Source organism: Mycoplasma sp. 6934 (genome assembly GCF_055523595.1).
Genome location: NZ_JBVFVE010000001.1, coordinates 21,241 through 34,670 on the forward strand (window position 1 = coordinate 21,241; position 13,430 = coordinate 34,670).

Genomic DNA, 13,430 nt, shown 5'->3' on the forward strand with positions numbered 1-13,430 from the left:
ATTTCAAACATGATGGTTAATTAGACCTATCCATATGATTAAATGTGAAAATTTTTTAAATAAATATATATAATTTATTTTATGAATGATACAATCGCAGCAATTAGTTCAGGATCAAGAATCAATCAACCAATTTCAATAATACGTTTAGCGGGTCCTGATACTTTAAATATTATTAAAAAAATATTTAAAGGGAAAATAGGGACAGATCATGATATTACTTATGGTAATATTTATGATGAACAAACATTAATTGACGAAGTTTTGGTTATGTGATTTTTGGGCAAAGAAAAAAATGGAAAGATTATTTATAATAATTATGTTGGTGAACCAATTGTAGAAATAAATTGTCATGGCGGAATTGTTGTTACCAATAAAGTTTTAGAGCTTTTATTATCAAATGGAGCAAGAATGGCTGAACCAGGAGAATTTACTCGCCGTGCTTTTTTAAATGGTAAATTAGACTTAATAAAAGCTGAAGCAATACATGATTTAATTATGGCTAAAACATTAACACAAGCTAAAGCTAGTGTTCACCGTTTTACTGGTCAAACTTCTAACTTAATAGATAGTTTATCGAACGATATCGCTCTTTTAATTGGGATGTCTGAAGTTAATATTGATTACCCTGAATATGATGATATAGAACAACTAGATAGCCAGATTATGCTCGAAAAACTTAAAGTTTTAAAAACTAAATTTGAAGAAATTATAAAAGTGTCTAATGATAGCCGCTATATGTTTGAAGGGGTTAAAGTTTCGATCTTAGGTAAACCAAATGTAGGTAAGAGTAGTATACTTAATGCATTGCTTTCGGAAGAAAAAGCAATTGTGACAGATATTGCAGGAACAACAAGGGATTTAGTAGAAGCTTCATATCAAATTAATGGTATTTTATTTAAATTAGTAGATACTGCTGGATTACGAAAAACTGATAATATAATTGAACAAATAGGAATTGAACGATCATTAAAGCAAATTGAAGAATCTGATTTAATAATTCATGTTGTTGATCCAATTCAAGATGAGAATGATTTTGATAAAGTGATTAAGGAAGAAAGCAAAAAGCAAGGTAAGTTTTATTTAAAAATTCAAAATAAGTCAGATTTAGTTGATAATCAAAAGCAAGATTTAATTTCTGTTAGTGCTTTAAATAATGATATAAAAGAACTTGAAAATGCATTAGTAAAAAACTTCGAAAATTTAGATATTATGGATAAACGTATTTTATCTAATACCAGGCAGCTATCTTTAATTCAAAAAGCACATAATTCATTAATTCAAGCTGAGAAATCCATTTTAGATAATGCTACTTTTGATGTAATTATTGTTGATTTATATGATGCCTGGGATTCACTGCAAAATATTAAAGGTCAAGTAAATCGCGAAGATTTGCTTGATGTTATGTTCAAGAATTTTTGTTTAGGTAAGTAATATGAGTAAAAAAAGAAATAAATTTATTGATGCACATTGCCACGTTTCAACTAGGTCATACCAAGAATTTCACATTCAAGAAATTATGGAAGCAGCTGAATACAATAACATTGAATTTTTTGTTAATAATGGTGGACACCCACAAGAAAATATAGAGGTCATTGAATTAGCTAAAAAATACCCTTTATTTAAAGCATGTATTGGAATTCACCCAGAAGCTGGCAAGGATGGAGATGACTATCTCCAAGTTAAAGAGTTATTGGAGTTAAATAAAGAGCATATTATTGCAATTGGTGAAATAGGCTTAGACTATTATTATGAAGACTCACCAACTAGAGAAAATCAAATAGCAAGTTTTGAAAATCAGGTTAAATTGGCATATGGTAATAATTTACCATGTGTAATTCATATTAGAGATAAAGATAATGAGTATTTAGCATACCAAGATGTATATAACATTTTAGTAAAATATCCTAAAATTAAATGTATGTTACACACATTCGCCGGAAACTTAGAATGAGCCAAAAAGTTTTTGGAATTCCCAAATTTATATTTTTCTTTTAGCGGGGTGGTTACTTTTGGATCTTCGATAACTGCTAGGGAAGTTATCGAATTTTTACCTTTAGAAAGAATTTTAAATGAAACGGATGCACCATTTTTAAGGGTACATCCGTATACTGGGCAAAAGAATGAACCTAATACCGTTTTATATGTTTATTATTATATTGCAGGCATAAAACAAGTAGGTTTAGATAAATATGTAGATCGTATTAATAAAAATGTTAGAAAGTTATTTAATTTATAATGAAAGATAAGAAACACGTTTTTGCCAAAAAAAAGTTTGGGCAAAACTTCTTACATGATTCAAATATTATTAATAAAATAGTTTCATTATTTGATATTAATGATCAAGTTATAGTTGAAATAGGACCTGGTAGAGGGGCTTTAACTAAAGAATTAGTTAGAAAAGCAAAACAAGTTATTGCCTTTGAAATTGATAAAGATATGGTTGATGTCTTAAATAAAAATATTAATCTTAATAACCTTGATTTGAGACATCAAGACTTTTTAAAATCAGATTTATCAAATTTACCAAATTCAATAGTTATTGCCAACATACCATACTATATTACAACAGATATTTTATTTAAAATCTTTGAACACCGAGATAAATTTTCAAAGGCTATTTTAATGGTTCAAAAAGAAGTAGCACAAAGATTAATAGCTAAATATAAAGCTTATGATTATTCTAAATTAACTGTTAGTGCTCAATATTTAGCTAAGGTTAATTTAGAATTTATAGTACCTGCTGGTTGTTTTATACCTGCCCCGAAAGTAGATTCTGCTATTGTTTTATTTGAATTTTATCCAAATATCACAAAAGAATCTTGGCTAGAACTACAAGAATTTTTTAAACTATGTTTTGCTAATAGAAGAAAAAAACTTAGTTTTAGTTTAAAATCTAAATATTCATTTGAGAAGATCAATAATGCATATTTAAAGCTTAATTTAAATGATAATACAAGAATTCAAGAATTAGAAATAGAAAAAATATTAAATTTATATCAAGAATTAGAAAAATAAAACGTTTATGCATAGTTTACAAGCATAAACGTTTTTTATATTTGTTTTAATTAACTTTATCAAAGTTTAACAATCTATCCCTATAATATTCATATTGTTTTTGTCTAAGATTTATTTCAGCTGGTAAGCCTTTAGTTAAATCGTTTGTTAAGTCGGAGAAATTATCTAGGATTTCAACTATTTTGTTTTGAATTTGAAGGGGAGGGAGAGGTATAAGAATTTCCAAAATATCAGGCATATGTGGATGCTGGATTCCTGCACCCCTGTAATAAGATTCAATTAAATCTAATTTATTATTTAATACATAATATAAATATTTTATGTTTAGTTCATTACTGTCTCTAGGTAATGCAATTACATTACCCCCAGTAATGAATTTACCTTTATAATATTGCACTATGGCATTGCCACCCGTTGGAAGGTAAATTACTTCTTGCTCATCAACATATTTGCTAACTTTTGATTCGTTAGCAAATATGTTGGTTTTATTAGTAGTTAAGATTTTAATTGTACCTTTATCATCTGCTAAATCTTTTAGTTCTTTAGCACTAAAATATTTTTTGTATTTATAAATATCTTGTTGTTTATGAGAAGCAACATCTTGAAACTTTTTGTTTCAAGTAGTTATTTCTCATAAAGGTTTATATTTAACCTCATACCCAAAGTTAACTAGTTCAAAACCAAAGACATATTCAAATAATTTGGCTAATCCCGGATTATCTTCTCTCTCTCTCTCGATATCATTAATATTAAATGATAATAAGAGATCTCTATAATATTCATATTGTTTTTGTCTTAAAGATATTTCAGAAGGTAAGCCAATTTTGAGATCATGACAAATTTTCTCAAAGTTATCCAATACTTCTGCAATGCGGTTTTGGACTGGAAGAGGTGGAAGGGGAATTTTAATTCCAGCCATAACATTGCTCATTAGTTTGGCATTACCCATTCCGATATTTACATGTTCTTTTGTACGGATGGATAATGCATAATATAGGTATTTTATATTATCATTAGTTTTAAGGTCTAATAATCCACAAATATTAGTAATATTAAATTTACCATTACGATAAAATACTGTTCCAGCATGTGCTCCGTCTGTGGTCCAGGTAATATATTCTCCATCGTATTGGTACGTATTAATTTTGCCAAGTTCACCATTATTTTCAGTTTGCGATGAATATACTGGATATTCTCCTGGGTTATCTCTAATATAATCCTTAGAGATAACAATTCCCCTGCTTAACTTGAATAATTCATCGATTCTTTTATACTCAACGTTAACTTTTGAATCATCAAAAGTTAATAATTTATCTCTGTAATACTCATATTGCTGCTTACGGTATCTAAGTTCTGTTGTAAGTTCTGTTGTAAGTTCTGTGAAATTATCAAGAATTTTCACGATTTCATCCTGGATCGCGCGGGGAGGGATTGGGATATCTAAATTATAAATATCATTAGTTCTTAAGTTAGGTATAGCACCAATAGCTTGTTTTTGTAGTTTTAATTCACTATTTTTTAAAACATAGTAAAGATATTTATGATTAACATTATTGTTAATATCAGTTATAACAAATAAACAATCACCAGCTCAGAAGTTTTTACTTTGTCAAGAGACAAACCCAGCGGATCCTACTCTTGCAATAGTTATTTTATTTTCATTATAGTTGTATGAATCTGAAAAACCAACCGGAGAAGTTCCTCCATTTATTACTGGATAACCATTATTTTTTAATTTGCTTTTTAATAGTTGTTTTCCTTGTGTACATTTTGCAACTTCCCTAAGTTTTACTATTTTTACTCCATTAGGGCATAATTCTTTAATCAGTTTCTCAATTTTGTTCACTATTAAACCTCCCTTTAAATAACATTAAATATTATTTAATTATAGCACATAAAAAGGTTATAGAAAAAGCAAGGTGTAAGACTTGCTTTAACATTATTTTTTATGTTTTAATGTGGGGAATAAAAGAACATCACGTATAGATTCTTTTTCAGTTAAAAGCATAGTTAAACGATCAATTCCAATACCGCAGCCACCAGCAGGAGGCATACCATAATTTAATGAATCTACAAAGTCTCAATCAATATCGCTAGCTTCATCATTTCCATTGTTTTTTTCTTCTAATTGTGCTTCAAAACGTTCCAATTGATCAATAGGATCTGAAAGTTCGGTATACATATTAGCATATTCTTTAGTATTAATAAATAATTCAGCACGTTCTGTAAATCTTGGATCATTTGCTTTAGCTGTTAATGGTGATATTTCGATAGGATGTCCATAGACAAAGGTTGGTTGAATTAATGTTTTTTCAATTAATTGTTCAAAAAGTTCATTAATAATATGACCTAATTGGAAGTATTTTTGCAGTTTAACACCATTCTTTTTGGCGACTTCTAAAGCTTTTTCTAAACTAATGTTTCTAAAGTCTACTTTAGTAGCTTTAGAAACAGCATCTACCATATCAATTCTCTTAAATGGTGTTTCTAAATCAATTTCAACACCTTTATTAAGAATCTTTGTTTTACCTAATTTTTTAGCGATTTGTTTGATTAAGATTTCAGTACGATTCATCATACCTTCAAGGTTTGAATAAGCCTCGTAAAATTCAATTGATGTAAATTCTGGATTATGAGTAGTATCAATTCCCTCATTACGGAAAATACGTCCTATTTCATAAACTCGATCAATTCCACCAACTAAAAGTTTTTTAAGTGGAATTTCAGTTGCAATCCTTAAAACAAAATCTTGGTTTAAGGCATTATGATGAGTGGTGAATGGTTTTGCTGAAGCTCCCGAAAGGTAGTTATGTAAAAAAGGAGTTTCCACTTCCATATATTCTAAATCATCAAAATATCGTCTAATTTCTGAAATAATTTTAGTTCTTGTTCAAAACACCTTCTTTGATTCTTCGTTCATAATTAAATCGACATATCTATGTCTGTAGATTTCTTCAACATCTACTAGTCCATGGAATTTATCTGGAAGAGGCTTAAGGGCTTTAGTTAAAAGTTTGATATTGGTTGTTTTTATACATACTGCACCGGTATTTGTTTTCATAACTTTACCTTCAACATAGATAATATCACCTATATCAAAAGTATTAACTAATGATGCTAAAGATTCATGTTCTTTTTTGTTAAAGTAAACTTGGATCTTAGAATGATAGTCTTGAATTAAGATAAAAGGGCCCCGCATAGTCATAATTCTACCCGCTACTGCGACTTCATGATTAGACTCATGTAACTCTTCTTTAGTATATGATTCATAAGTTTTAAGAATATGATCTGAATATTGTAGTTCTTTTAAACAATTTGCTTTGGCAAATGGTTCAATATTGAGATCTTTATAAGTTTTTAATTTATTACGTCTGACAAGTTCTTGTTCTGTATATTTTTGCATTGTTACCTACTTTTCATTGTTTAATTTTTTTAAAAGTTCTTCTAATCTTAATGAACTTTCATTAATTTTTGCTTCACTTCTTATAAAATCTTCTTGTTCATCTTTTAGTGTTTGTTTTGAAAATAAATCCTTTGTTTGAAAGTCTGATTCATTTTCTAGTTTAAGGAATTTTATTTCTATTAATGATTGTATTTTTAAATCTGTTTCAAAACCATGTTTAATAGTGGTTGGAATAAATGATTCTTCAATAAAACTTTGATTGCTTGAATTTTGACCAATAATTTTAAAATTATAACCTGTTTGTAAATCTGCAACCTTAAAATTATCAATATTAATTATTTTTTTACCTTTGATTAGTTTTGTTACATATTGTAACTTACTAACATGCAGATGCTTAATTTGGCCATTACTGGTAAGAATATTTAAGATATCCTGGTTTTTAACCATGATAAATTGGGCCACCTTATCATTTAGCGAAAGATAAATTCCTTTATTTCCTTTTGCTTTAGGTGAGTAAATCGCTAAGTCTGTTTCACTATATAAAGAGCATAAACCATTATTTGTTAAAATGAGTATATCATGTAAGCCATTACTGATTGTAACGTTTACAACTTCATCGCCACTAGAAATATTAATTGCAGTATAACTTTTATTAAGTTTTTGTACTTTAAAATCTGATAATTTTACTTTTTTAAATAAACCGTTTTTTGTACCAATAACTAAAAAAATCTTTTCGCTTCAATTATTGACTTTAATAACTGAAACAACCTCTTCGTTTAGTTTTCAATCAACTAGTTCACTAAGTTTTTGCCCAGCTTCGCGTCATTTATATTCATTAATTTTATAGACTGGCAATTGAATATAATTACCATGAGTTGTAAAAATTAATAAAGTATCCATTGAATTAAATTTAGTGAAATATTTTAAGAAGTCATTTTCTTTTAAGGGGTAAGATGATAATGAATTAGAACTCACAGTTTTATCACTTAATTTTTTTAAATATCCTTGTTTAGTAATTGCTACATAACTATCCACATCTTTGATTAAATCTGTTTCTTGGTATGTAAAGATATAATCTTCTTCAATTATTTGTGTTTTTCTAGGATAACCAAAGAGTTTTTTAATTTCCTTTAGTTCATTAATTATATACCCATTAAATTTATCTTCATTACTTAACAACAGTTCAAAGAGACCAATATTTTTTTGCAATTCCTCTTTTTCTTGGTTTAAAGCTTCTTTGTCTGTTTTACTTAATTTATATAATCTAAGTTCAGCAATGGCGGTTGCCTGATTTTGAGTAAATTTAAAATTATCAATTAAGGCTTGTATAACACCTGCTTTTGACCCCTGTGCATTTCTAATTACAGATATGATAGCATCAGTTATTTCACTTACTCTTAAAAGACCCAAAATTATTTCTAATCTCAAATTACTTTTTTCTAAATCAAAAGTTATGGTTTTTGTTTTAACCTCTTTGACATGTAAAATGTAATTATCTAAAAGATCTAATAAAGAAGCTAATTTGGGTCGACCATTAACAATAACTACTTGGTTATAGTTATATGTATTTTGTAATTTAGTTTTGGTAAATAAATAACTCATAATGCTTTTATCGTTAGAATCTTTTTCTAAGGTTAATAAGATGTTAATTCCTGATCGGTCTGATTGGTCTTTAACTTCTAATAATCCAGCAATTGATTTATTTTGAATTATTTCGTCAATTGAATAAACCAAAGCTGATTTTACAACCCCATATGGGATTTCAGTTATTTCAACAAATTTATATTCTCCTTTAGTATAAATATCATATTTACTAAAGAGTCTTATTTTATTTTTGGTTGAATTATTACCGTATTCAAAAGCTTCAATGATTCCATTAGTTCCATGAATAATCCCCCCAGTTGGAAAATCTGGACCTTTAATATATTTTAAAATTGATTTTAAAGATGCTGTAGGATTTTTGATTTTATGAATTGTTGCATCAATGATTTCATTTAAATTATGCGGCAACATGTTAGTAGCCATACCAACTGCAATACCCATAGCCCCATTAACTAATAAATTAGGGAATAATGTTGGGAGTACTAAGGGTTCTTTTTCTGAATCATCAAAATTTGGGACAAATAATGTGGTTTTTTTCTTTATATCTCCAATCATATATTTAGCTATTTTTGATAATCTTACCTCAGTATATCTCATTTGAGCAGCTGGATCGTTATCAATTGAACCAATATTACCATGCATATCTAACAAAGGAATATTATTTTTTCACCATTGAGACATATTAACCATGGCTTCATAAACTGAGGAATCTCCATGAGGGTGATATTTACCAATTACATCACCAACAACCCTAGCGGATTTTTTATAAGGCTTGTCAAAGTCTAAACCAAGTGAAAACATTGAATAAATAATTCGTCGCTGCACTGGTTTAAGTCCATCACGTGCATCAGGCAAGGCTCGCTGCTGGATAACATATTTAGCATATCTTTCAAAACGTTCTGATAATGTTTTTTCTAATGTTTCATCAATAATTTTTTCAAGTGTTTGGTTGATTTTAGTTTTCATTTAATTCCTCGATTTATTTAATCTTTGTATTAATTATAGCACGGAAAATGTGTTTTTATTATACTAATGCTTTTATTAATTAACAAATAAGAGATTAGTACCATTTTAGTAGTTTAGTATACAAAAAAACTAATATTTTAATTATTTAAAAGAAGATTAATTAAATTAATCTTCTTTCTTTATTGATTTTTGTATTCATTATTATATCATGACTTTATTTTATTAAGGTATGTCTTTTTATCATCTCCAGGACTAATAAAACCTACTCGTTTAAATACTAATTCTTTACTTTTAGGAATCTTAAAGACTCCCCAATAGTTATATCTTCTTAGTTCATCCGTAATAGGGTATGAAAAACCTACATTCCCAAGGTTGTGGATTTCAAATTTATTACTATCTTCATTTGGTATTAAAATACTATGTTCAAGTTGTCGAGATATTATTGTATCATAAATAAATATATCATATTTATTTAAGGTCTCATAAACATCCTTTGCATCTAAAAAAACGTCTTCAAAGTATTTTTTAATTTCAGATTCAATACCTTCAACATTACTAACATCATGTCATTCTATATATTTCTTAATAATAAAATTATTAAAGTCATCTGCTGTAGATATTTTAATATATCCATTATGTTTATTGCTCTCAGGAACGTCATTAAAAATACCTGCATTAAGTTGTTGACGTCCATTAGTTGTATTATTAGAGCTCCAGGGTGTATTATTTGTTACAAATGTTGCTACTTTTACAAATTTATAAAAATCTTGTTCAATTGACACATAAATATCTTGAATTTTTTGGTATATTGTGTTTTCGTCTTCTATTAATGGCTTGTCTTCGCCAGAGGATTGTTTGTGTTCGCAAGAGATAAGTGATAAAGGTAAAACAAAAGAAAGCGCTGCTAAAAATACTTTTTTAATTTTCATCGTTTTTAACCATGTGTGTTACTGCAATTAAGTCATCCACAGAATTTCAAAATGAATTTATAGAAAATTTATAGATTCTGTATCTATATATACCACTTTTTGTTACTTTATAGTCAATTAATTCATCATTACTGCTGGCCACTGTGACTTTCTTAATTGTTTGTCAGGTTCCATTTGGATTCTTATATTCTAAATATAAGTCATAATCTGAAAAAAATTTATTATCCTGATTTTTAAAAGTTTCAGCAGATTTTAATTGAAATTCGTTTTTATGAGTTTCGTTTCATTTCTTTAATTGTGTATTTATTTTCTCTTTTTCTAGTTCTTGTTCAAGGCGTCTTCTGCTATTAAAAAAGTTTTGGAATGAATTTCATCAATTATTTGTAAAACTATATTTAGGTTTATTTTTCAGCATTCTTTAATAGACCTGCATTAAAGGTTCATGAACTTGAAACCTTAATTGTTTGGTTAGTATTTAAAAAAATTTCATTACTTGTCAAGATAGTGCCACGATCTTGTGTTGGGTGTACTTTAACTGTAGAATAATTATTAGCAGCCTCTAACATAGACTGAAAATTAACTGTTCCCGCACCAAACTTCTCCTCATATCCACTACCTTTGTATTTTGTGTATGATAGTTTTGGGCTAATTGATGATGCTGATAATATTGATTTTATAATCGGAATTTTAAATTCACTATTATTAATATCTGATCTTTTTTGTAACAATAATGAAATTAGTGCTGTGACGGTTGGTGCTGAAAAACTGGTTCCATTAGCATATTGTGTAAATGCGCCAACATCTTTCATCTTATAGTATAACTGGTAAAAATAACCTGGTGCTACAACAAGAGGCTTTGGTAGATCTTTATAACGGGTTTCTAAGTTAAAACTTGAATATGCAGCATAATTATTTGTTTTTAATGTATTTTTTGAAGCATAATCACTAAGTGCACCGACCATAATGGAATTAAATGATAATTTGTGATTATCAATTAAATGATTTTCTTTGTGTCCATCATTTCCTGCGGAATAAACATTAATAACACCATATTTTCTTGCAATATAATCTAAATAATAAGAGTTTTCGCTGTATTGTTTATAAAATTCACCATTTTCACCATAACTAGTTCCATAACTATGATTTATCAACCTTACACCATCATTAATTACCATTTGCTCAATTGACTTAGTTCACTCATTATCTGAGTTAAATGTACTCAAATATATCTTAGAATTCTTATCAATTCCATATTCACCACCTGCTATCATAGATACCATTGCTGCATGTGTTTGTGTTTGAATATTGTTTATAGTTGCATTGTTTTTTATCTCAATTCCTTTTGGAAAATATTTGTAAAATCTTTTATCATTATAACCCTTAGAAAATTCTAATATTCCAATTTTAGAGTTGTTTGTACCTATGTTTGAGGTGTTCGAATTATTTACGCCCACGATTTCAGCATTTTTAATAACTGAATTTTTAAAATGCCTTAAGTTATTATGCAATATATTTAAATAAGGGCCATCTGGACTTTCTGGATTGTATAAATCTGGATAATCTATATCAAATGTTGATCTTTGCGGTGCAATATTTTCATTTTTATATATTATAAATTTGTGAATTTCAGGCCAATCTTTTATAGTATTAACAAAAATTTCACGATCATTTTCATTGTTAAAATAGAATCATGCTACCGGCATAATGCTACTTGTGTCACTAGATGAGTAGTTTAAACTTAAATTCTGGATTTTCTTTAAAAAACTTTCATTGTAGCTTAAAATAATATTTTCATTATCTGTAATTTGGTTAACATTTAATAAAAGTTTAAGTTCATAATTATTGTTAATAAAAACTTGGTCGGTTGTAGAGTTATCTTCAGTGGACTTTATGAAAAATTGATCTCTAACTTCAAATTTACCATTAGTTAAATCTTGATATCATAAATTTGATTTTTGTATTTTGTAACTATCCGGAATAACAAAAATCAAGGATGTTATAGCTATCATTGATAAAATTGGCAACAAAAATTTCCTCTTAATGTGTATTTTTTTTCACATAAATTCCTTTCTTAATTTTTTAAACAGACACAAAACAAAGTATTAGTTATATTTTAAATTTTAATTAAAATATTAATTATTGCTTTTTTGTCTACTTAAATTATTATTAATTGGAAATGTAAAGCCGGACAGAAAAGTTAACATGTAAATGTTAGCTTTTCTGTTACCATTCGTTGGTACCAACGAAGAATTTTTTTGAAAGGATAAATTATGTCAAGACATTTAAAGAAAGAAGAATTTGCAAAAATATATGAAGAATATCAAAAATCAGGTTTCCCAGGTGCTTTCCAAGCCATTTACCAAATATCACCAGAAACAAAAAACTTACAAAGAAATAGTGTAAAAGTTAGAATTAATAAAATAATTAAGTATTATAATTTAGGTATGGAAGACTTATTGCAGACAAAGAAAGGTGAAAGCCGTAAAAAAGGAAGCGGCAAACCTAAGACGAAAAGAGAACCAAATTGAGATATTTTTGATCGTGATGATTTGTTACAAATAGCTAAAAGATATTATGAAATTACCAACGAATTACCTAAAAGTAAGAAAGTTATTGAATCTAAAAGTTTTAGTATAAGTTATGTTAAGCTTGCAGAAGTTTTTGGCATTTCTAGACAAACAATTTCTAAAATTCAAAATATTAAAATTGCACAAAAACTCCCTAAATATAGTGATGTAATCGAAAAATCGTTCATAGAAACAAAGTCAAGATATGGAAGGCTAAAGTTAAGTGTTTACATATCTCAAAAATACAAAATAGATATAAACGAACGTTCTTTAGGGAGATATATGAACCTTTTAGGCCTAAAATGTAAGCTTAGACAAAAATCAAAACGAAAAGAAATTAAAAATGTATCTTCACAAATTGATAACTTCGTAAATCGTGATTATAATGATCAAAACAATCGAAATATTTATGCAACTGATGTTTCATATATAAAAGCGCCAAAAGATGTGTTAGAATCACACGTTTATTTGTCTGCAATTTTGTCTCATAAAACTAAACAAATTATTGGTTTTAAATTATCAAAAAGTAATAATCTAGAACTAGTTTTAGACAATTTAAATTCATTAAAACAATACAAATCCAAAAATTTTATCATTCACTCAGATCATGGCTTTCAATATACACATCATCAATATATTAAAAAAGTTCAAAATATGGGTGGAATTATTTCCTTATCAAGAGTGGGTAATTCGCTTGATAATAGAGAAATTGAATATTGGTTTGGAATCATTAAAACTGAATTATTAAATGATTTAGATTATTCAAAAATAACATTTAATGAACTTAATGATATGATACAAGAATATGTAATTTGGTACAACAATGACCGAATTCAATCAAACTTAAACTGAAAAACTCCACAGCAATTTGCTATGGAATTATAAATAACTAAAATGTTAAATTTTGCTGTCCGTGTTTAATGTCACATGCAAGTTTTTTGCATG

General features: G+C 27.6%; 10 protein-coding genes. 4 read left to right on the top strand and 6 right to left on the bottom strand.

The genetic code is table 4. From position 1 onward, the window contains the following. The first annotated feature begins 81 nt into the window (after window positions 1-81). From mnmE to rsmA, 3 genes are read left to right on the top strand one after another with little or no spacing between them, the layout of a single operon-like run. Window positions 82-1,434 carry a tRNA uridine-5-carboxymethylaminomethyl(34) synthesis GTPase MnmE gene (gene mnmE, locus AC0B4S_RS00130; protein ID WP_465101115.1) on the top strand — a complete coding sequence of 451 codons (1,353 nt, stop codon included), beginning with the start codon at window positions 82-84 and terminating at the stop codon, window positions 1,432-1,434. Window position 1,435: 1 nt separating this feature from the next. Further along, entirely contained in the window at window positions 1,436-2,239 is an 804-nt protein-coding gene (locus tag AC0B4S_RS00135; protein WP_465101116.1) for a TatD family hydrolase, read from the top strand. After that, window positions 2,239-3,018 (top strand): 16S rRNA (adenine(1518)-N(6)/adenine(1519)-N(6))-dimethyltransferase RsmA, encoded by a 780-nt coding sequence (rsmA, locus tag AC0B4S_RS00140; RefSeq protein ID WP_465101117.1) that lies wholly within the window; start codon window positions 2,239-2,241, stop codon window positions 3,016-3,018. Before AC0B4S_RS00135 ends, rsmA begins: the two co-directional genes overlap by 1 nt. A 46-nt stretch (window positions 3,019-3,064) precedes the next feature. Here the strand turns inward: rsmA and AC0B4S_RS00145 are convergent, their stop codons facing one another. The 6 genes from AC0B4S_RS00145 to AC0B4S_RS00170 all read right to left on the bottom strand — a co-directional run bounded on the left by AC0B4S_RS00145 (window position 3,065) and on the right by AC0B4S_RS00170 (window position 11,945). Then, entirely contained in the window at window positions 3,065-4,864 is a 1,800-nt protein-coding gene (locus tag AC0B4S_RS00145) for a restriction endonuclease subunit S (RefSeq protein WP_465101118.1), read from the bottom strand. 93 nt (window positions 4,865-4,957) lie between these two features. Beyond that, window positions 4,958-6,421, bottom strand: a complete 1,464-nt coding sequence (lysS, locus tag AC0B4S_RS00150) for a lysine--tRNA ligase (protein ID WP_465101119.1) — start codon at window positions 6,419-6,421, stop codon at window positions 4,958-4,960. Window positions 6,422-6,427: 6 nt separating this feature from the next. After that, window positions 6,428-8,989, bottom strand: coding sequence for a DNA topoisomerase IV subunit A (locus tag AC0B4S_RS00155; RefSeq protein WP_465101120.1), 2,562 nt, complete (start codon window positions 8,987-8,989; stop codon window positions 6,428-6,430). A 179-nt stretch (window positions 8,990-9,168) separates the two neighbouring features. Further along, a complete protein-coding gene (locus tag AC0B4S_RS00160; protein WP_465101121.1) occupies window positions 9,169-9,918 on the bottom strand; it encodes a hypothetical protein in 750 nt (249 codons plus the stop codon). Then, window positions 9,908-10,333 (bottom strand): hypothetical protein, encoded by a 426-nt coding sequence (locus tag AC0B4S_RS00165; RefSeq protein ID WP_465101122.1) that lies wholly within the window; start codon window positions 10,331-10,333, stop codon window positions 9,908-9,910. The genes AC0B4S_RS00160 and AC0B4S_RS00165 overlap by 11 nt, the downstream gene beginning before the upstream one ends. Continuing rightward, on the bottom strand, window positions 10,320-11,945 hold the full coding sequence (locus tag AC0B4S_RS00170) for a S8 family serine peptidase (RefSeq protein ID WP_465101123.1): 1,626 nt from the start codon (window positions 11,943-11,945) through the stop codon (window positions 10,320-10,322). The genes AC0B4S_RS00165 and AC0B4S_RS00170 overlap by 14 nt, the downstream gene beginning before the upstream one ends. 243 nt (window positions 11,946-12,188) lie before the next feature. Here AC0B4S_RS00170 and AC0B4S_RS00175 point away from each other — a divergent pair, with 243 nt between their 5' ends. Beyond that, window positions 12,189-13,370 carry an IS3 family transposase gene (locus AC0B4S_RS00175; RefSeq protein WP_465101124.1) on the top strand — a complete coding sequence of 394 codons (1,182 nt, stop codon included), beginning with the start codon at window positions 12,189-12,191 and terminating at the stop codon, window positions 13,368-13,370. The last annotated feature ends 60 nt before the right edge of the window (window positions 13,371-13,430 follow it).